The 20,469-nt window shown below is 65.5% G+C and carries 10 protein-coding genes and 1 pseudogene; 5 read left to right on the plus strand and 6 right to left on the minus strand.

Annotated elements, in window-relative coordinates; translation table 11 throughout:
* From XcodCFBP4690_RS00005 to XcodCFBP4690_RS00020, 4 genes and pseudogenes are all read right to left on the minus strand, one after another.
* On the minus strand, positions 1–251 hold a 251-nt coding region (locus tag XcodCFBP4690_RS00005; protein ID WP_146091784.1), incomplete at its 3' end, for a leucine zipper domain-containing protein.
* 67 nt (positions 252–318) lie between these two features.
* Positions 319–3,942 (minus strand): hypothetical protein, encoded by a 3,624-nt coding sequence (locus XcodCFBP4690_RS22970; protein ID WP_430523605.1) that lies wholly within the window; start codon positions 3,940–3,942, stop codon positions 319–321.
* A gap of 31 nt (positions 3,943–3,973) precedes the next feature.
* Complete coding sequence (locus XcodCFBP4690_RS00015) at positions 3,974–4,615, minus strand: DUF1629 domain-containing protein (RefSeq protein WP_104539048.1); 642 nt, start codon at positions 4,613–4,615, stop codon at positions 3,974–3,976.
* Positions 4,616–4,824: 209 nt separating this feature from the next.
* Positions 4,825–5,292: pseudogene (locus XcodCFBP4690_RS00020) on the minus strand (hypothetical protein); the annotation flags it as partial.
* A gap of 90 nt (positions 5,293–5,382) precedes the next feature.
* On the opposite strand from XcodCFBP4690_RS00020, the gene XcodCFBP4690_RS00025 reads away from it, so the two are divergent.
* The 4 genes from XcodCFBP4690_RS00025 (at position 5,383) to XcodCFBP4690_RS00040 (ending at position 12,161) form a co-directional block, all read left to right on the plus strand.
* Positions 5,383–8,058 carry a M1 family metallopeptidase gene (locus XcodCFBP4690_RS00025; RefSeq protein ID WP_104539049.1) on the plus strand — a complete coding sequence of 892 codons (2,676 nt, stop codon included), beginning with the start codon at positions 5,383–5,385 and terminating at the stop codon, positions 8,056–8,058.
* A gap of 206 nt (positions 8,059–8,264) precedes the next feature.
* On the plus strand, positions 8,265–9,767 hold the full coding sequence (locus tag XcodCFBP4690_RS00030) for an alanine/glycine:cation symporter family protein (protein ID WP_104539050.1): 1,503 nt from the start codon (positions 8,265–8,267) through the stop codon (positions 9,765–9,767).
* Positions 9,754–10,650, plus strand: coding sequence for a TrmH family RNA methyltransferase (locus XcodCFBP4690_RS00035; RefSeq protein WP_104539051.1), 897 nt, complete (start codon positions 9,754–9,756; stop codon positions 10,648–10,650). Before XcodCFBP4690_RS00030 ends, XcodCFBP4690_RS00035 begins: the two co-directional genes overlap by 14 nt.
* On the plus strand, positions 10,650–12,161 hold the full coding sequence (locus tag XcodCFBP4690_RS00040) for a carboxylesterase/lipase family protein (protein WP_104539052.1): 1,512 nt from the start codon (positions 10,650–10,652) through the stop codon (positions 12,159–12,161). The genes XcodCFBP4690_RS00035 and XcodCFBP4690_RS00040 overlap by 1 nt, the downstream gene beginning before the upstream one ends.
* A gap of 605 nt (positions 12,162–12,766) precedes the next feature.
* Here the strand turns inward: XcodCFBP4690_RS00040 and XcodCFBP4690_RS00045 are convergent.
* Both XcodCFBP4690_RS00045 and XcodCFBP4690_RS00050 read right to left on the minus strand, forming a co-directional pair.
* Positions 12,767–14,188, minus strand: coding sequence for a neprosin family prolyl endopeptidase (locus XcodCFBP4690_RS00045; protein ID WP_244183539.1), 1,422 nt, complete (start codon positions 14,186–14,188; stop codon positions 12,767–12,769).
* 599 nt (positions 14,189–14,787) lie between these two features.
* Positions 14,788–16,752: a glycoside hydrolase family 97 protein gene (locus XcodCFBP4690_RS00050; RefSeq protein WP_104539053.1), complete on the minus strand. Its 1,965-nt coding sequence runs from the start codon at positions 16,750–16,752 to the stop codon at positions 14,788–14,790.
* A 217-nt stretch (positions 16,753–16,969) separates the two neighbouring features.
* On the opposite strand from XcodCFBP4690_RS00050, the gene XcodCFBP4690_RS00055 reads away from it, so the two are divergent.
* Positions 16,970–20,446 carry a glycosyl hydrolase 2 galactose-binding domain-containing protein gene (locus tag XcodCFBP4690_RS00055; protein ID WP_104539054.1) on the plus strand — a complete coding sequence of 1,159 codons (3,477 nt, stop codon included), beginning with the start codon at positions 16,970–16,972 and terminating at the stop codon, positions 20,444–20,446.
* Positions 20,447–20,469: the final 23 nt, after the last annotated feature.

Here is a 20,469-nt window from a genome sequence, read left to right on the forward strand (position 1 = left end):
CGGCGTTGCTGCAGGATCTGCTCGACCAGTTCCGGCGGCGTGGCATGCGGACAGTGTTGAGGGCGCGAAGAACGGTCCTGCAGGCCATCCTCTCGCAGCAGGCGGTAGCGGGCCAGCCATTTGTAGGCGGTCCGCACGCTCACGCCACTGGCGTGCGCGGCCTCTTCCACTCGCAAGCCGTGCTCCACGATGCGCTGCACGAGCAAGGCTCGACCTCGCGGCGTCAAACGGGCATGTTGATGCAGGTTCATCCGGGGCTCCTGGGGGCTGGGTTGGTGTGGTAACCCCCATCTTCCAGATCGGCCCCGGATGAACAACCTACTGAGAGATCACAGCTAGAGGTGGGTAGGCATCGGTTTGCTCTGCCGCTTCACTGGCAGAGCGACGCGCTTGCTCGCGCTGCGGGAACTCGTCGAGGCTGGTGCCGTCCACGCTTCGGGTGTCGTCGCGAGCGAAAGGATAGGGTTCTCCGCGCTCGCGATACTCCCTCCATTGCTTGTGGAAGCGTTCGTCTTCCCGATCCGCCGCCTCGATCTCCTGTTGCAGTTGACGCAGCGAGCGCAGGGTCTCTTCCAGGAACAGGGCGCCGCCCGGGTCTGTGGTACTGCGGTCCTGCGCCGGGGTCGATTGCGTTCGTTGGTCTTCTGCGTCAGCAGACCCGACGGACACGTGAGTAGCGGCACTGCTTGCCAATGACTGCTCACGCGCTTGCGCGAGGGGTTCTCGGGGCAGCACCGGCGCACCATAATCAGCGAGCAAGGCGTCTGAGGGACGGGGCCGTTCGGCCTCGGCTTCTCGCTCAGGCGTGGCAGACGCTGTGGAAAGCGATGCAATCAACGGTTCTGCTGTCGCAGGCACTGTTGGGGCCATGGTCTGAACCGGCGCTGCCCCCTGCTCATGCGCCTCGTCTTGCTGGCGCACCGACGCTTGCTCCATTTCAGCCGGCTGCGTTTGCACATGGCGAGACAGCGCCGGGGACACCGCATCGGCTTGCACGCTTTGCACAGGTTGGTCGCCGGACTCCCGGCTCCTAGAGGGAGACACTTGGAGGTGCGCAGCATCACGACTCTCCGAGGCCTGTCTTTCCAGTGCGCGTGCCGTTTCTTGTGCTTGATGCGGCTGGACGTCACCTGGGCCCGTCGGCTGCTTTGGTGGGTCAAATGTGTGGTGAGCCAGGTCTTCGCCTGCCTGTTGATTCAGTACCTCTGGCAGCTGACGCGCGTTTTCCTGCGGCAACTCGGGCCGTGGTGCTTGTTGAGCCAGCGCGGCATCTTGAGCGTGCGGGTGAGGGTTCGGTTGCGGCGAGGATTCTTGACGCTGGGCCTGCTGCTGTTCGAGTCCTTGAACTTGTTGCTGCTGATCCTGTGCTAGCCGAGCCTGATCTTCCTGGGCCTCAATTCGCGTTGCTTCTTGAGCCTGGCGGTCTTGCTGCTCACGCTGCTGGTTGTCTTCGGCTCGGCGCCCCTGTGCCTGACGTTCCTGGACATCCTTTTCCTCACGCTCCTGCAGCTCGCGTTGCTGGCTGGTCTGTGCCTGCCTCTCTTGTAGTTGGCGTTCTTCTAGTTCGCGCTGCTGCTCGGTTTGGCGTTGGCCTTCCAACACCGCCTGCGCCCGGACCGCCTGTTCGCTTTGTGACTTCTCTTCGCGCTCAGGCTGTGCCTGTCGGAGGTGCTCGCGCACCTGCGCAGCATGTTGCTCTTGCGCGAGGCGATCTTGCTGTGCGCGTTCTTGTCGCGCCTGCGCCGCGACAGAGGCTTGCATGCGTGCCTGGATATCCAGCACTTGCTGCGGATTGGACGACTCGGAGGCCGAGGCGTCCCCATCTCCCGTCGCTTCGGACGCCCGAGCAAGGGTTGCCGATTCCTGTCGGTGGCCTTGCGCCTCACTCAACGCCTGCCGGATATCCTCGCTGGTGGTCACGGCCACCACGCGAGTGATCCCATCGCTGCCGCGCTGGAGGTATGCAATAGGACTGTCATAGCCGTATTGCCCCGACGCATTTCGCTGCAACTGCTGCATGGTCGGCCCGGTGATGCCGTTGGCCGCCACGGTCCGCTGCGAAGCTAGCTCTACGGCCTGCTGGGTCTGCGGGTTGACGTTCAAATCGACGCCTGCGGCCCGGTAGCGGTGCAGCAGCTCGTTTTGCTCCATCTGCTTAGCAGTGGGCGCGGGAAGCGCTTGAATCGCTGCCAGGGCTTCTTGTGACCGTTCCAGCGAGGGCTGGCGCATCTGGTTGGTGAGCTCCAAGTCCACCGCCAGGTTGCCGCTGGCAACGCCATCCTTGCCGGCCCACTGTCCTGACTCTGTGCGCTGGTAAAGCTGGGCATCCGACCCCAATACCGCGCCGGCCTTGGCTTGCGCCGCCTGAACCGCCGACGGCACTTCTACACCGTAAGACTGGGCCCGCTGAGCAGCATGGTTTTCCAGGTATGCCGCGGCGATGGCTTCGCGCTCGGTGGCGATGTTGCTTTCGATGCGGCCAAGGGCCTCTTGGGTGAGTTGCTGCGCGCGGTCCGGCGAGGCGGTTTGGTGTTCGTAGCTGCCTCGGTCGTTGGCACCGGACATGGCGGTTTTGACTGGGCGCTCCCAAAGCTCGGTGGTCGGATTGCGCCGCCAGTTCTGATTGTCCAACCCTACTTGGTCGCTGGCTCTTGCAGGGAGGTTAAACGGGTCCTGGGGCGCGGGCACCTTGCCCAATGCCAGCTCCACTGCCTTGGCGTTGGCCAGAGCACCCAACTCCTGGGATTTTTCGTAGCTCGCAACCACGGGCTGCTCGCCCGATGTGCTGCCATCATCCTGGGCAAGCTCGATGGCCGCGTCGCGCTGCCAGTTGCGACCATTGAACTGCCACTCCACGCCAGCCTTGTCGGTTTGGTGGTAGATGGCGCGGTTGTCCAGCAAATCGGCGCCTTTGTCGAACGCCTTGCTCATCAGCAGCGCATCGCCGACCACCAACGCCGCAGGCACAAAGCCGCTGCCACCAATCGCAGCGGCAGTAGAGGCGCCACCGGCCCAGCCGCCCGCGTTGCGGGCAATGGCGTGCTGAACTTCCGACTGCGCCGCCGTGGCATTGCCTTGTTCCAGCAACTCGGACGAGCGGCGCGCGGTCAGCACCGCATCGGCACCGGTGGCTAGCAAGCCACCCGAGCGCACCAGGGTGCTGGCGGATGCATTGCCCAGCAACACTTCCATGGCGGCGGCACCGCGTTGGCCTCGGGGGACACGCAGGTTATATGCGGCTTCGTCACCGAGAACCTGCTCGACCTTGAGGATGCCCTGCTCAGACAAGACCACGCGCCCATCGTGATGGGCATTGGCGATGGCGAGCGACAATCCATGACGCTGAAGCTCGATGTCCCCACCTCGAACGATGGCGGTGTTGCTGACATTGATCTGGTTGAGCGTGGTGACAATGCGAGACTCAGAGTTCGTCACACCTGCCCAACCTCGATCAACTCCAGTGAGCCCTTTAAAAGCATCAAGCTGTTGAGAATGGGCTTGGTAATAGTTCAGGCTGTTTTGCATAAAACCGTGAACTTTCATGTTTGCCTGAGCGGGAGTAAGACCAAGTGGCGTGTTGGTGTTCAAGTCATTGTTAATCAGGCCAACCGCAAGAGTATCGCGCAACTGCTCCACACGCTGGACAACGCGATTCAACGCCTCCGGGTCGCCTCGCAAAGCCGCTCGACCATCTCGCGTTTCCTGAATTTCTTCCAAGCGCTTAATTACGCCATACTGATAGGCGCCAAGCGGGCCGCCGCTGTGCGGCGAAATGACCAGAGAGTGAGCGAACTTGGGATCAGACGGCAGGAAGATGCGGTTTTCCTGTGCGTGAATATCGAACCGACCGATCTCTTGCATCTTCGCAAGCAACTTACTGCTTTTAAGCGTTTGTTGCTCAATCTCGTGATGATCTTGAAAAAGTGTCCGATATTTCGACATAAACTAAGCTCTTCTGCTCGTATTCGGCGCGTCAACGATTCACGACGTCGTAGAACCATAGCCCGTCGGAATTCCCGTTAGTGCTAATTCCGGCAGCCTCAACCGCCTCCTTGAATACCCGATCACAAAAAACGCCATCATTAAAAGGAAGCTTAAATACATGCGCATTTCCAAGCACATCACTCTTGAAAGTCAAGCGGCTACCGCCCGCAAGGCTGTAATACTTTCCAGCTTCGTAATCGTCGCTGATTTTTATATCGAGCTCCGATGCTTCCTCATCCAAAGCATCTAATGTGCGAACGACATCGCAGAGGAAGGCGCTCGGACCTTTGGAACCATCGGCCAAGCGATAGTCAGTATCAGCAAATGCGAAGGCATCCGCATCCACAGACTCCATCACCTTGCGAAGCCGCTCGGAGACCAGCCAGTAGCCACTAAAGCCTCCCTCAAGATCTTGAGGTAACGCCCCTTCCATGGGATTGTAGATCAATAGTGGCGTCTCTTTTAACGGAGGAAATCCTCCTTCGTCCGGCTGCAAAATAAGCCGGGGCGGCGTCAAAAGAGCCTGCTCATTTTCGAAGATCACCCCGTGGCCCTTTCCTCCACGCCGGGCGTCCGGCAGCAGCTCGAAAAACTCGCCCTTTCTTGGCTGATTGGTCATGTTGGTTTCCATGTGTTGCATCCCGTCCACAGGCTCGCACCCTGGGATTGCTGTGACCGAAGTCTAGCGTCATCATTGGCGGCATGGGCAGACAAGGGCATGTACCTCGCGCACCGCGCGAGCAACACCATTGCTGCCGCGCTGAAGGTGCGCAATGGGGCTGTCGTAGCCGTATTGCCCCGACTCATTGCGTTGTAGCTGCTGCATCGTTGGCCCGGTCTGGCAACAACGAGCTGTTCGCCCGATGTGCGGCCATCGTCCTGGGCAAGCTCGATGGCCGCGGCGCGCTGCCAGTTGCGACCATTGAACTGCCATTCCACGCCGGCCTCGTCGATCTGGTGGTAGATGGCGCGGTTGTCCAGCAAGTCGGCGCCTTTGTCGAACGCCTTGCTCATCAACAGCGCATCGCCGACCACCAATGCCCACGGCACGAAGCCGCTGCCGCCAAGCGCGACCGCGGTGGAGGCACCGCCGGCCCAGCCGCCGACGTTGCAGGCCAGTGCATGGGTGATCTCGGATTGCGCGGCAATGGCATTGCTTTGCTCCAGTGACTCGGCCGGGCTGCAGGCGGTTGGCACGGCATCTGTGCCAGTGGTCAGCAAGCCGCTGCAACGCACCAGGGTGCCGACTGGCGCTGGAAACATGGCAGGGAGGCAGCGATGCGCTGACCTTGGAGAACCTGCAAACATTCGGTGGCACAATCCCACAATGACGAAGGGCACGTGACAGTCACTGCCGGCTGTGGTGGACTTCGGCGGTTATCCCGACTGGAATCGCCGATGCGCCCTCTTGCCTGCCTGCTTGCTCCTTCCCTTCTTGCGTTGTGCTGCGGCACCGCGCTGGCGCAGTCCTCCGGCGAGCCGGTGCCCAATGGTCGTCTGCCGACCTGGGCGGTCCCCGAGCGCTACAGCCTGGCGCTGAAGATCGACCCGGACCAGGCGCAGTTCAGCGGCCGCACCACCATCCGCGTGCAGCTCAAGCAGGCCTCCGATCACCTGTGGCTGCATGGCAAGGAGCTGAAGGTCAGCAAGGCCACGGTCAAGCCCGGCAAGGGCAAGGCGCTGACCGCGCGCTATGTGCTGGCCGATGCGCAAGCCGGTGTGGTGCGCCTGGATTTCGGCCGCACGCTCAAGCCGCAGACGCTCACCGTGGACATCAGCTATAGCGCGCCGCTCAACCAGCAGCTGCAGGGGCTGTATCAAGTGAAGTACCAGGGCAATGCCTATGCGATGACGCAGATGGAACCGATCAGCGCGCGCTACGCGTTTCCCGGTTTCGACGAGCCGGCGTTCAAGACGCCGTTCGACATCAGCCTGACCGTGCCCAAGGACGACCAGGCGCTGGCCAACACCATCGCCACCTCGACCAAGCCGGCCGGCAAGGGCTGGAAGACGGTGACCTTTGCGCCGACCGTACCGCTGCCCACCTATCTGGTGGCATACGCGGCCGGCCCGTGGGATGTGGTGGATGTGCCCGCAATGCCGGCCACGCCACAGCGGCCCGCCGCCACCCCGCTGCGCGGTATCGCCGCCAAGGGGCAGGGCACGCGCATCACGCCGGCGCTGGATCAGACCCCGGCGATCATCGCCGCGCTGGAGGACTACTACGCGTCCGGCTATCCCTTCGACAAGCTTGATCTGGTCGCCGCGCCGGATTTCAGCGCCGGTGCGATGGAGAACCCCGGCTTCGTCACCTTCCGCGACTGGCTGTTGTTGCTGGACAAGGATTCGCCAGCGGAGAACGTGCAGCGCTCCTTCAATGTCAACGCGCACGAGCTGGCGCATCAGTGGACCGGCGACACCGTGACCATGGCGTGGTGGGACGACCTGTGGCTCAACGAAGCATTCGCCACCTGGATGCAGCAGAAGATCACCATGCAGCTGCATCCGGAGTATCACGCCAACCTGGATCGCATCGGCGGTGCGCAGTATGCGATGAACAACGACAGCCTGGTCAGTGCGCGCAAGATCCGCCAGCCGATCACTGGCAACGGCGATATCGAAACCGCTTTCGACGGCATCACCTACCAGAAGGGTGCGGCCGTGCTGGCGATGTTCGAAGCCTTCGTCGGCGAGGAGGTGTTCCGTGAGGGCATGCGCGCCTACATCGCCAAACACAAGTTCGCCAACGCCACTGCCGACGACCTGGTCGATGCGATCACCGAAGCGGCCGGCAAGGACGATGCGTTCAAGGCCGCCTTCCGCAGTTTCGTCGACCAACCGGGCGTGCCGTACCTGCAGACCCAGGTGGCGCGCGCCGGTGGCAAGACCGTGGTCAACCTGCAGCAGCAGCGCTATCTGCCGGTGGGCTCCACAGGCTCCGCCGCGCAGCAGTGGGGCGTGCCGGTGTGCGTGAAGTACGGCAAGGGCAAGAACCAGGTGGGGACTGCCTGCCAGCTGCTGGACAGTGCCAGCGGCAGCATCGTGCTGGAAGGCGCCGGCAAGAACACCTGGGTGTTCCCGAACGCGCGTGGCGCCGGCTACTACCGTTTCAGCCTGCCGAAGAAGCAGCTGGACGCGCTGGGCAAGCAGATCGACCAGCTCGACGACAGCGAGAAGCTCGCCTATGCCGATGCGATCGATGCGGCCTACCGCCATGGCGATGCCGACAGCGATGCGATACTGGCGGCGATCAAGCAGCTGGCGCCGTCCGCGTCGGCCGCTGTGTCCACCGCGCTGGTGGAACGCCTGGTGTGGATCTGGCAGCACCAAGCCAGTACCGACGCGCAGCGCGCTGCATTGCGCAAGGTGGCCGAGCAGGCCTATCTGCCGCGCCTGCGCCAGTTGGGTTACACGCGGCGCAGCGGCGAGTCGGTCGACGAGGTCGCGTTGCGGAGCTCGCTGGCCAGCCTGTTCGGCCTGCGCCTGCGCAACCCGGAAGTGCGCAAGGCCTTGCTCGCCCAGGGCGATGCCGTGCTGGCCGGCGGCAACGGAGCGCTGGACTTTTCTGCGGCCAATCCCGATCTGCTCGGCCCCGTCTTGGCGGTGACCGTGCAGGAACGTGGCGCCGCCGCGGTGGATGCCTTGATCGCGGCATTGCGCACGCATGCCGATCCGGCGCAGCGCAACGCGATGATCGACGGGCTGGGTGCGGTGCAGGATCCGGCATTGCTCAAGCGGGTGCGGGATTTTGCGCTCACCGATGCGATCAAGGTCGGCGAGATGAAGAGCCTGCTGCGTCGCGGCCATGCCGAGCAGGCATCGCATGCGTCGATGTGGCCGTGGTTCACCGCCAACTTCGACCGCATCGTGCAGCGCAGCGGTTCGTTCGATGGGGGCGGCTTGCCGGCGCTGGCTGCCAGCGGTGGCTGCAGCAGCGAAGAGGCCGAGCGCCTGGAGGCGTTCTTCAAACCGCGCCTGGCCACCCTGAGCGGTGCCGACCGCGGCCTGGCCCAGACCGGCGAGAGCATCCGCCTGTGCGCCGCGCTCCAGCAGGCACAGACCGCCAGGCGTTGAGGCCCGTGCACCGGGCTCGAGCGCCGGGCCCGGGCATGGCAGTGGCGTCGCGCCGACGGCGCGATGCCGCTCGTTGGCGTCACGCGTTGTGCCGGTACGGCAGCCATGCGCTGGGCGCGTAACGTCGCATCGCGGCGCGCTTTCGGCCAGAATCGGGGCACTCCCCACGTCGCTGGGGTCAACGTCCGGCGCGTCGGGGAGATTGCGTGGAAGCACTCATCAATGGCATCAACGGTATCGTCTGGAGCAAGGCACTGATCTTCATGTGCCTGGGCGCCGGCGTGTACTTCACCATCCGCACCCGTTTTATGCAGGTGCGCGGTTTCGTCGAAATGATCCGCCTCACCGTGGGCGGGCAGAAGTCCGATGCCGGGGTGTCCTCGTTCCAGGCGCTGGCCATGTCGATGGCCGGGCGTATCGGCATCGGCAACATCGCCGGGGTGGCCACCGCCATCGCCTTCGGCGGTCCGGGCGCGATCTTCTGGATGTGGGTGATGGGGTTCCTCGGTGCCTCCACCTCGTACGTGGAATCCACGCTGGCGCAGATCTACAAGATCAAGGATGCCGAAGGCAGGTACCGCGGCGGTCCGGCGTACTACATCGAAAAGGCGATGGGGCTGAAGTGGTACGCGCTCACCTTCGCGGTGGCCACCATCATCGCCACCGGCTTGCTGATGCCCGGCGTACAGGCCAACGCGATCGCCGACAGCGCCATCAACGCCTGCCGCGGGACCGCGCTGTGCGGGGCGATGGACGGCCAGTGGATGGGCCTGCCGATGCGCGATGCCGCCAAGTTGGGCATCGGCGTCGTGGTGGCTTGCATGCTGGGGGTGATCATCTTCGGCGGCGTCAAGCGCATCGCCAACTTCGCCGAGATCGTGGTGCCGTTCATGGCCATGGGCTACATCCTGATGGCGGTGGTCATCATGGTGCTCAATGCCGAGCGCGTGCCGGATATGTTCGCCACCATCTTCAGCAGTGCCTTCGGCAGCCATGCCGCGTTCGGCGCGTTGCTGGGCCTGGCGGTGGAATGGGGCGTCAAGCGTGGCATCTACGCCAACGAGGCCGGGCAGGGTACCGGCCCGCATGCCGCTGCGGCCGCCGAGGTCTCGCATCCGGCCAAGCAGGGTTACGTGCAGGCGTTCGCGATCTACTTCGACACCATGATGGTCTGCACCGCAACCGCGTTCCTGATCCTCACCACCGGCAAGTACAACGTGTACGCACCCGACGGCGCAACGCCCGGCCTGTATGCCGGCCTGAGCGGCGTGGAGGAGGGCCCGGGCTATGCGCAGGCAGCGGTGGAATCGGTGCTGCCGGGTTGGGGCGCGGGCTTCGTGGCGGTGGCGCTGTTCTTCTTCGCCTTCACCACCATCATGGCCTATTACTACATGGCCGAAACCAACCTCAGTTACGTCAATGGCAACCGTCGGCGCCCGTTCACAGTGTTGCTGCTGCGGCTGGGCATCCTGGGCATGGTGATCTTCGGCGCATTCCACAACGCGCAGCTGGCCTGGGCGCTGGGCGATATCGGCGTGGGCGTCATGGCGTGGCTCAACATCATCGCCATCCTGATCCTGCACAAGCCGGCGATGCTGGCCTTGAAGGATTACGAACGGCAAAAACGCCAGGGGCTGGATCCGGTCTTCGATCCTGTTCCGCTCGGCATCAAGAACGCGGATTTCTGGACTAAAAATGAAACAGCATGATAGGCGCGGCACACGGCCGACGCGCGACGGCGGCGCGGTTCCTCCGCGCAGTCCCTGGGAACGGGCCACGCCCGGTTCATCGGCAGCGCCGCCGCCGACAGCATCCGCGCGCGCGCCTGCGGCACCTTCCGGTGGCGGCAACGCGCGCGAGTTGCGGCTGTACGGTATCAACGCCGTGCAGGCGGTGTTCAAGGCGCGCCCGCAGGCGTTGCGCAAGCTGTACCTGAGCCAGGCGCGCATTCCGCAGTTCAAGGACGTGCTGGCCTGGTGCGTGGCCCAGCGCATCGGCTACCGCGTGGTGGAAGAGGCCGACCTGAGCAAGCTCGCCGCCAGTGCGCACCACGAAGGCGTGGTGGCCGACGTGCTGCGCGTAGCGCCGCAGCCGCTGCAGCAATGGCTGTCGGCGCTGCCGCCAGGCCCGGTGCTGGCGCTGTGGCTGGACGGCGTAGGCAACCCGCACAACTTCGGCGCGATCCTGCGCTCGTCGGCGCACTTCGGCGTGGCTGGCCTGCTGCTGCCGGCCGGCTCCACGCTGGGGCTGTCCGGGGCGGCGGCCCGCGTCGCCGAAGGCGGTGCCGAAGCGGTGCCGCTGGTGCAGTTGCCCGACACCGACCAGGCGCTGGCGCAGCTGCGCCAGGCCGGGTTTGCGGTGGCCGCCACGCTCGTCGATGGCGGCCAGGACGTGTTCGCCGCCAGCCTGCCGCAACGCCTGGTGTACGTGATGGGGGCGGAAAGCGAGGGCATGGACCGCCAGTTCGCGCGCGACTGCGATCTGCAGCTGTCCATCGGCGGCAGCGGCAAGGTCGAAAGTCTCAACGTGGCCTCGGCCACCGCTGTCTTCCAGGCCGCCTGGCGTGCCCGTGTGATCACTGGAGAGCGTTGATGCGTGTGTCTGCCTGGCTGCTTGCCGCCACCTGCGTTCTCACCGGCAGCGCTGCTGCCGCCACCGCGCCCACGCCCGCCGCGCCGCCGGAAGTTCGTACCGATCACGGTGTGGTACGTGGGCAATGGCAGGACGATGGCAGTGCGGTGTTCCGCAAGATTCCGTTCGCCGCACCGCCGCTGGGCGCGCTGCGCTGGCGGCCGCCGCAACCGGCCCCGGCATGGACACAGGTGCGCGACGCCACCCAGGCAGCCACGCCGTGCGTGCAGCCCGCGCTGGGCTGGAACAACGCCATGGCCAGCCGTGGCAGCGAAGACTGCCTGTATGTGGAAGTGCAGACGCCGCAGTTGCATCCGGCCAAGCCGTTGCCGGTGTTCGTCTGGATCCATGGCGGTGCCAATGTGGCCGGTGGTGCGGACGGGCATCTGCCCACCAACCTGGTGGCGCAGGACATGCTGGTGGTGACGCTGCAATACCGGCTGGGCGCGCTGGGTTTCCTGTCGCTGCCTGAGCTGGGCGATGGCCAGAACGAGGCGGCCGGCAATTACGCCCTGCTCGATCAGATTGCGGCCTTGCGCTGGGTGCGCGACAACATTGCGCAGTTCGGCGGCGACCCGGCGCGGGTCACCATTGCCGGGCAGTCGGCCGGTGGCCAGGACGTGGGCCTGCTGATGCTCAGCCCGCTGGCGCGCGGTCTGTTTTCGGCCGCGATCGAACAGAGCGGCACCGCCGGGTTCGGCTTGCCGGCGCGCAGCCTGGAAGACAACCGCGCAGTAGGCGTGAGCATCGCCAAGCGCGCCGGCATCGACGATCCGGCCACGCGCCTGGCGCAGTTGCGTGCGCTGCCGGTCGACCAGCTGCTCAAGGCCGGGCAGGGCGTGGATGTGCCGGCGCTGGACGATGATGGCTATATCTGGCTACAGGCGGTGGTTGATGGGCGCGTGCTGCCGCGCGCGCCGGCCGAGCTGTTGGCAAGCGGCGCGCAGGCCAGGGTGCCGCTGCTGATCGGCTACGTGGTGCAGGAGCTCACCTATGGCGGCGAGCAGGGAGCGCAGGCGCGCTTGCGCCGCGACTATCCCGATCGTGCCGACACCGTGCTGCAGGCGCAGCGCACGCACGCCGAGCAGCGTGCGGCGCGGCAGGGCAATGCGGCCATGCAGCTGTCCACCGATCTCACCTTCCGTTGCCCGGCGGTGACGGTCGCACAGCGCCAGGCCGCGCTCGGTGTGCCGGTATGGCATTACGTGTTCGATACCGCCGCGCCGGGTGCCCAGGTGACCCATAGCGCTGAGCTGCCGTTCCTGTTCAAGAACCTGCCGATCGGCCAGCCACCGGTAAGCCTGCAGCGTTACTGGGCCGCTTTCGTGCAGAGCGGTAATCCAAACGCCAAAGGCCTGCCTGCATGGCCGGCGTTCGCACCAGGGCATGCGGCATTGCAGTTCGACGCGCGGGGTGTGCAACAGATCAAGGATGCCCGCCCGGCCGTGTGCGCAGGCGTGGATTTGCCGTAAGAAACACCTCCTTGCCGAGGCGAGGGGGTGCGTCTGGTAGACCAACCTGCGTGGTCGTCACTGCACAAGAGAAATTGATAACAGCCCTTCTCCCTTCGGGACATTGTCCTCCTTTATGGGGGAGAAGGTGCCCCGAAGGGGCGGATGAGGGTGCGCCTCAAGCGTCTGTCAGTGCAAGCAATGATAAACGCGTCGCCACGCGCCTCCAGAAGTGACGCTAGGATTGCTTTGCCGCGAACCCTCAACCCATCCCGGTTCGCGCCCTGACTCGCGCTTGCAGCGCGGGCGCTCCACCGGCTGCGCGCCCATGGCGCGGAACCCCTGCCTTGTCACCCCGGAGCAAGATGGGCGCTGACGCTTCAGGTGCTTCCAGACCTCCAGCGCCGCAAGGTCCGGTTAGTGCCTGGCTGCTTGCGCATCGACACACACCCCGCCGGTATGGTGGGAGCCGCGATGCACAATCGATGCTGCGCGGCGACCAACCCTCCAGTTCCGTTGCGCAGGCGTATCGCTGGCCTGGGATACGCCTGCACGATGCGCGCGTCACTGCGCTCATCGCAGGCCGCTACGCGCACTGCAGCAGTGCGCGTAGACCCACGGCTGGCTCAGCGTGCGCAGCCCGGGCCACCGAAGTAGATGCCACCGTTGCGCATCTCGGGCGACAGGCTGGTGCGTGAGACGCCGGCACCCAAGGCATACGGATAGGCGTAGCCGGCAATCGCCAGGGTATAGCAGGCGGGCTGCGCCACGTTCAGCGATGACAGGCGCTGCGCCGGCCGGGTGGCCATGGTTGCGTCGCGGTAGAAATGGTTGGCCTGGAAGGCTGCCTGCCGGTAGCCGGCCGATGCAAACTTCCCGCTGCCCATCGGTGCGCTGGGGCGACCGTCCCAGGTGGAGATTTCGCCACCGGCGGAAATGAAGATGTTGGCACTTCCGTCGGCGATGTCGCCCGCATAGAGCTCGGCCTTGTAGTAGCCGATCCATTCGCCATTCAAGCCGAACCACCAATAGCCTTCGGCATTGCGCTGGAATTCCACATGCAGCAATGCCTGCTGGCCGCCGGCGCTGCTGAAGCCGCCCGCCGGTGCGGCGCCGAGCACATTCGCGCTGCTGGTCTGCACGAAGTCGGCGCAATCCAGGTTATGGCAGCCGGTGGTGAGGTAGCCGTCCTGCGTGGAGTAGATAAACAGGATGGGCGTAGTGCCCCAGCCTGCGCCGGGCTGGGTCTGCCATCCGGCTTCCAGCGTCTGGATCTGACCTTTGGGCGTGTAGCCGCCCAGCCAGATCTGGCTGATCGATTGCGCATCGTTGGCGCGTACGGCGGGCACCCAGGTGTTGAGATCGGCGCCGGCACCGGTCACCGGCGAGCCGGCGGTATCCAGATAGATGGTGGAGTAGTAATGCACCACCGAGGCAGCGTCCTGTGCGGCGGTCATGCGATGCGCGCTCGCTGGTTCGATCGCACGCGGTGTGGTGCCGCGCAGGTAGGCCTGCAGCGTTGCGTGCCGGGTCAGTTCGGTCAGGCCGATGCGCTGCAGCGGCACACTTCCGGCTTCGCAGCGTTGTGCCTTGTCCAGGGTGTCATTGGTGCTGACGCCCGGTGCGATGGCTGGCGGCAGGGCAGGCGTGCTCCCATCGCGCAAGGCCGGCTGTTGCGCGCGCGGGATGCAGTCGAACACGGTGCCGCCTTGTCGTACGCTGCCCAGCACGGTCAGCCCGTTGTAGCGGTTGAACAGATAGCGCTGCATCTGCGCGAATGCGGTAGGGTCGGCAACCTTCGACGCCGCATCGCGCTTGGCATAGCTGGCGCGCGCCTGCGTCTGCAGGAACTGCTGGAATTCGGGCGTTACCTGCGGATACGCGCGCGATACCGCGTCAGCGAGGCGCGCGCGCGCCGCTTGCGGGTTGGCAACGCGCGGCGTGGCTGGCGTCTGCAGCAGCGGTGGCATGACTTGGTCGATGTGCTGGTCGCTGGCTGGCGACACCGACACCGGCAGCAAGGTGGCCGCATAGGCGGGAGCAGCCACGCAAACGACGAGCGCAGCAAGGGCGCCGCGCGATGGCAGCGATCGATGGGAACGAAGAAGCATGCAGAGGGTCCTGGGCGCCGGAATAAAGCGGCTGGCACGCGGCGAACCGTGTCAGCCGCGCCCTCAGGTCGTAGCGGCGCTTGGAACACTGCTCGAAAGCGCACGTCCACAGTGAGGGCGCACGCATCCTAAGTTATCGACTTTGCAAATACTCAGAAGAAGTGCGATTGCGTGACATCAGGCACACGCCAAGCGCAACCGGCTAAGCGGATGCTGCGGCGTATCGGATGACTGAAGGCATGACGCGGGCGCGGCTGCGCAGCAGTACGCGTACTCACTCCAGCGGTTGGCGCAACGAGGCGCTTGCCGATCCGGTTGCCTTGCTGCAGGCGGTGGCATCGCGGCTGCCAATGGGGTGTGGATGGCGAAAGTCGCTACGCGCGCCCGCCGGGACGTTATCCATGTCCCGGCGCGCGATGCGTGCGATTACACCTCGCGGCCGAACGCTGGCTAACGGTCGACGCGGACGCAGCGCGCGATGCACGCACCATGGGTGCGTGCGGTGCGTCCAAGCCGGCCGCTGCGCACCCTACGGCTCAGTCCTTCTGCAATCGCACCGCTGCACCGCCGTTCGCCGCCAGCGCCAGTTGCAGGCTGTCAGCGCCTGTGAGCTTGCGCGTGTCGATGCGTACGTCGGTGGGCGCTTGCCCATCCGCGTAGATCGTGGCGATCCAGCGGCCCTTGCCGAGGAACGCCAACGGGACTTCCAGGGTGCGTGCCTGTTCGTTGGTCATCGCGCCCAGGTACCAGTCCTTGCCGCTGCGCCGCGCCAGGACGATGTGCTCGCCGATGGCGCCGTCGAGTGCGCGTGTCTCATCCCAACTTGCCGGCACGTCGCGCAGGAACTGCGCGGCCGGCACGTTCTCGTATTGCTCCGGGCTGTCGGACACCACCGCGAACGGGCTTTCGTACACCACATACATCGCCAGCTGCTGCGCGCGCGTGGTCATCACCTGCGGGGCGATGTGCTGCATCTTGAAGTCGGCCGGGCGCACGTTGCGGAAACCGCCCGGCGTGTAATCCATCGGACCGAGCAGCATGCGCGTGAACGGCAGCGTGAGGTTGTGCGTGGCGGTGATGCGGGTGGTCCACTTGTTGTACTCGGCGCCCAGGACGCCTTCCTGGGTCAGGTAGTTGGGATAGGTGCGCGTCAGTCCGGTCGGGTGGTACGCGCCGTGCAGGTCCACTAGCAGCTTGTGCTCGGCGGCCTTGCCCAACAGGCGGTGGTAGAAGTCCACCATCTGCTGGTCGTCGCGGTCCATGAAGTCGACCTTGATGCCCTTGATGCCGAGCTGCTGGTACCACGCTAGCGCCTCGTCCATGTGCGCATCGAGCGCGCGCCAGTGCGCCCACAGCCACAGCCCGACCTCGCGTTTGCGCGCGTACGACACCAGGCCCGGCAGATCCAGATCCGCCACCGGGCGGCGGATGTCGGCATCGGCGTTGTAGTGTCCGTCGCCGGTGCTGCCGTAGTACCAGCCGTCGTCGATCAGCATGTACTGCAGCTTCAACTGGTGCGCATGGTCGATATAGCGCCGGATGGTGGCGGTGTTCATGCCCGGATGCTCCACCCCGCTGGCCAGACTGCCCGACCACCAGTCCCAGGCCGATTTGCCCGGCCGCACCCAGCGCGCATCGAACGCCGGCGGCGGATTCAATGCGGAAATCAGGTTGGATTCGATCAGGCTCGCCGGGGTGTCGCCCAGCATGATCACGCGCCAGGGCGTGGCGAAATCGCGGCCCTTCGCATCGATGCTGACCGCCAGCGTGGGGTCGTCCAGGCGCGGCGACAGTTTTGCCGACACCCCCAGCCCGCCATCGGCGCGTCCGGTGAGATACAGGCCGGCGTAATCTCGCAGGTTCGCCTCGCCGATCGCCAGCGTGGTGCCCTTGGCATCGGTCTGGCAGACCAGCGGTAACTCGAGCAGATTGTGCGGGCGCAACTTCGAGGCCGCGATGGCATCGTACTCGCCCTCGTGGCTGGTGCCGAAACGGCCCAGGTTCAGTGTCCAGCACGCGTAATCACGCGGAAAGGCGAAGCTGGTGAGCTCATCGCGAATGCGCACATCGCCAGCATCGGGCAACACGTAACGCAGCGCCACGCCATCGTCGTAGGCGCGTAGTTCAACCTCCAGGCCTCGCTGTTGCGGGTCGGAGAGCTGCACGCGCAATGCGCGGTAATGGTCGCGCGCCTGCCGGGTCTTGCCGACCGGCAATGCGAAGCGGCTGTCATGCGTGTCGGTCGTGCTGCCTTGCACGGTCATGCCGCGACCGAGCTTGCCGGCCTTGCCGAGATCCAGCCCCAGTGGCGCGTCGTCGAGCACGATCGTGTTGCGGTACAGCACGCGGTAGCTCGGCACGCCGCCCTCGGCCAGGGTGAATTCCACCTGGGTGCGTGCGTCGGGCGATTGCACGCTCAAGCGCTGCGCCCATGCAGGTGCAGCGGCAAAACACAGCAAGGCACACGCCATGGGTAGTGCGGACTGGATCAGGTTTCGCATGGGTCCCTCCTCCTGGGGGCGACCACCCTAACGCAGAACGGTTGTCGTCGATATCGCCTTGGGGTAACGTTACCTCGCACCATGGCCGCTGAAACAGGGGCGGCAGCCACGGGCGGCACGACCAAACGCAACGCGCAACACGTCCGCTGGACGTCTGCCGATTGCATGCTGGTGGTGTGCACCGTTGCTTGGCAGTAGAGCTTGGGAGAGGCCTCTAATGCTGATGGTTCGCAAGGCGTTCGGCCGTGGAGCGCTGTGGTTGTTGTGTGGTTGCATGGCCTGGGCTGCAGTGGAGGCTGCGCCCGCTGATGCGCCTTCGCCCGGCCCATACGATGTGCGCGTGCTGGCGGGCGGGATGGGGTTGGCGAAGAAGCTTGCCGCCGATGCGCCGTTGTTGGCTGCCGACGCAGACTGGAGCGTGTCGGGCTGGGTGCGTCCTTCGCGTGCGACCGCCGGCCCGGCCTTGATCGCCGGCATTGGCGAACCGCAAACCGCAGGCCGCTATTTCACGATCGACAACGGCAGGCTCGGCTTCGTGCAGGGCGCCGACACCGTGCTGCGCAGCAGGCAGGCACTGCGTGCCGGTACCTGGACACAGATCGCGGCGGTGGCGCAAGGCGGGCAGTTGACGCTGTACGCCGACGGCCGCCGGGTTGCCAGCGGCGCACTGCGCAAGAAGGTAGTCGCACCGGTGCTGATGTTCGGCCCACGCGAACAGCCGGCCGCGTATACGCAGCACTTCGGTGGCGAGATTGCCGGTTTCGTCGCGCAAGCCGGCGCACTGGATGCTGCAGCTGTCGCGCAGCTCGCAGGCAGGGCACCTGACGCGGCCTTGCAGCGTTTCGAAGACGCCTCGCCGGCCTGGCAGGTGCAGGTCAGGCAGATGGCTGGCCAGGTTGCACCGCAGGCGCCGGCAACCTTGCCACGCAGCGCAGCGGCCTTTTCTGCGCCGGTGGCAACGCCGATACAACAGGCGCCCGCATTGCAGCCGCTGGATGCAGCGGCGTGGCGGGTGGGTGCGTGGCAGCTGGCTGCCGCACCGGATCTGGGGCAGGCCACCGGCGCCAGCCTGTCGCGCGGCGATGACGCAGGCGCTGCCGCTGCCGCGGCCTGGCATGTGGCCACCGTGCCGGGCACCGTGCTCACCACGCTGGTCGATCGTGGCGTGTATCCGGATCCGGATATCGGCCTCAACAACATGGTCATTCCCGAATCGCTGAGTCGGCAGGACTGGTGGTACCGCAGCAGTTTCGATCTGCCCGCGGCAGCGCAGGACAGGCGGCTGGAACTGCTGTTCAACGGCATCAACTATGCCGGCGAGATCTGGGTCAATGGCACCCAGGTGGGGCGCACGCGCGGTGCCTTCGCACGTGGGCGCTTCGATGTCAGCAAGCAGCTCAAGGCTGGCCGCAACGTGATTGCGGTACGCGTCTCTCCGCCGCCGCATCCTGGCATCGCGCACGAGCAGTCGATGACCGCAGGCGTGGGCGAGAACGGCGGCGTGCAGGCGCTGGATGGGCCAACCTTCATCGCCAGCGAAGGCTGGGACTGGATTCCGGCGGTACGTGATCGCAACACCGGCCTGTGGCAGGACGTGCAGTTGCACGCCACCGGGCCGGTGGCGCTTGGCGACACCCAGGTCGTCACGACCCGGCTGGCCCCGGATCATCGGCGTGCCGAACTCGAAGTCAACGTACCGTTGCGCAACGAGACCGCCGCAGTGGTACAGGGCACCGTGCAACTGGCCGTGGGCGATGTGCGCATCCAGCGCCAGGTCGAGGTGCCGGTCGGTGGCACCACACTCAAGCTCACCGCGGCCGATACGCCGGAACTGGTCATCGCCAACCCCCGGCTGTGGTGGCCCAACGGCTATGGCGAACCGGCGCTGTATCCCTTGCAGGTCGGCGTGGATGTGGCCGGTACCCGCTCGGACACCCAGCGCCTGCGCTTTGGCATACGCGAAGTCAGCTACGAACTGTCGCTGTTCGACCAGGACGGCGCGTTGCGCCGCGTGCTGGTGGATTTCAACAAGGCCCGGCAGCGTGGCGAACGCATCGTCGATGCGCGGCACAGCGCAATTCGCCCCGTGCCCGGCGGCGATGCGCAGTCGTTCTACCCGGGTGCGCAGGCCTCGCCGGCGGTGACGCCGCTGAGCGATGACGCGCTGGCGCCTTATCTGGCCATCCGCATCAATGGCGTGCGCATTGCCGTCAAGGGCGGCAACTGGGGCATGGACGATTGGCGCAAGCGCGTCTCGCGCGAACGGCTGGAACCGTATTTCCGCCTGCAACGCGACGCGCACTTCAACGTGGTGCGCAACTGGGTGGGACAGAACACCGAAGCCAGTTTCTACGAGCTGGCCGACGAATACGGCATGCTGGTCTTCAATGACTTCTGGCAATCCACGCAGAACTACAACATGGAGCCCGCCGATGCGGCGCTGTTCCTGGACAACGCCGCCGAAGTGATCAAACGCTTCCGCAATCATCCTTCCATCGTGCTGTGGTTCGGGCGCAACGAAGGCGTTCCCGCACCCATCCTCAACGAGGGCCTGGATAAGCTGGTCGCCGACCTCGATGGCACGCGCTGGTATACAGGCAGCTCCAATCAGGTCAACCTGCAGGGCAGCGGGCCGTACAACTACCGTGAGCCGGTGGCCTATTTCAATGCCCTGGCACAGGGCTTTTCGGTGGAGGTGGGCACGCCGTCGTTTTCCACCCTGGAGTCGTTCAAGGCATCGGTTCCGGCAGCGCAGGACCAGTGGCCGATCAGCGATGCCTGGGCGTATCACGACTGGCATCAGTCCGGAAACGGCGATACCGCCAGTTTCATGCGCTCGCTCACCGACAAGCTTGGTGCGCCGACCAGCCTGGACGATTTCGAGCGCAAGGCGCAACTGCTCAACTACGACACCCACCGCGCCATCTTCGAAGGCTTCAACGCGCAGCTGTGGACCAAGAACAGCGGGCGGCTGTTGTGGATGAGCCATCCGGCATGGCCCAGCAACATGTGGCAGGTCTACAGCCACGATTACGACACCCACGCGGCGTATTACGGCGTGCGCAACGCGGCCGAGACCCTGCATGTGCAGATGAACCTGCCGGGGCACGAGGTGGTGGTGGTCAACAACGCCAGCACGCCGGTGCGTGGCCTGCGCGTGCGCGCGGAGGTCTATGGCAGCGATGGCGCCCTGCTGCAGCAACGCGAGCAGGCCGTGGATGCAGCGCCTGTGGCGGTCTCGGCGCCGGTGCTGCAACTGGCGCCGTTGCTCAAGGACACCAACGGGCTGGGCTTCGTGCGGCTGCAATTGCTCGACCGCGATGGGCTGGTGCGCTCGCGCAATTTCTACTGGGTGGCCGGGAACGACTCCGCCATGCGCGGCCTCACTGCGCTGGCCGCGGTGCCGGTGCAGCTCGCCACGCGGCTGGATGACGGTGCCGAGCCGGTATTGCGCGCCAGCGTGCGCAATCCATCGCAGCAGGTTGCGCTCAATACCAAGTTGACCCTGGTGGATGCGCACGGCCAACGCATCCTGCCGGCGTATTACAGCGACAACTATCTCAGCCTGGTGCCGGGCGAACAGCGCGAGATCGAGATCCGCGGCCCGTCGGCGTCCGTCTTGCGCAACGCCACGCTGCAGCTGCGCGGCTGGAATGTCCAACCATCAAGCGGCGCGGTCAGCGGGTCCCCGTAACGCGCCAGCAAGTTGCCACGCCA

This window comes from Xanthomonas codiaei (genome assembly GCF_002939785.1).
GTDB classification, from domain to species: domain Bacteria; phylum Pseudomonadota; class Gammaproteobacteria; order Xanthomonadales; family Xanthomonadaceae; genus Xanthomonas; species Xanthomonas codiaei.

Excerpts from the sequence above, each read along its gene's own strand:
- XcodCFBP4690_RS00025 (WP_104539049.1), top strand. The coding sequence starts at position 5,383 with ATGCGCCCTCTTGCCTGCCTGCTTGCTCCTTCCCTTCTTGCGTTGTGC.
- XcodCFBP4690_RS00015 (WP_104539048.1), bottom strand. The coding sequence starts at position 4,615 with ATGGAAACCAACATGACCAATCAGCCAAGAAAGGGCGAGTTTTTCGAG.
- XcodCFBP4690_RS00040 (WP_104539052.1), top strand. The coding sequence starts at position 10,650 with ATGCGTGTGTCTGCCTGGCTGCTTGCCGCCACCTGCGTTCTCACCGGC.
- XcodCFBP4690_RS22970 (WP_430523605.1), bottom strand. The coding sequence starts at position 3,942 with ATGTCGAAATATCGGACACTTTTTCAAGATCATCACGAGATTGAGCAA.
- XcodCFBP4690_RS00050 (WP_104539053.1), bottom strand. The coding sequence starts at position 16,752 with ATGCGAAACCTGATCCAGTCCGCACTACCCATGGCGTGTGCCTTGCTG.
- XcodCFBP4690_RS00035 (WP_104539051.1), top strand. The coding sequence starts at position 9,754 with ATGAAACAGCATGATAGGCGCGGCACACGGCCGACGCGCGACGGCGGC.
- XcodCFBP4690_RS00055 (WP_104539054.1), top strand. The coding sequence starts at position 16,970 with ATGCTGATGGTTCGCAAGGCGTTCGGCCGTGGAGCGCTGTGGTTGTTG.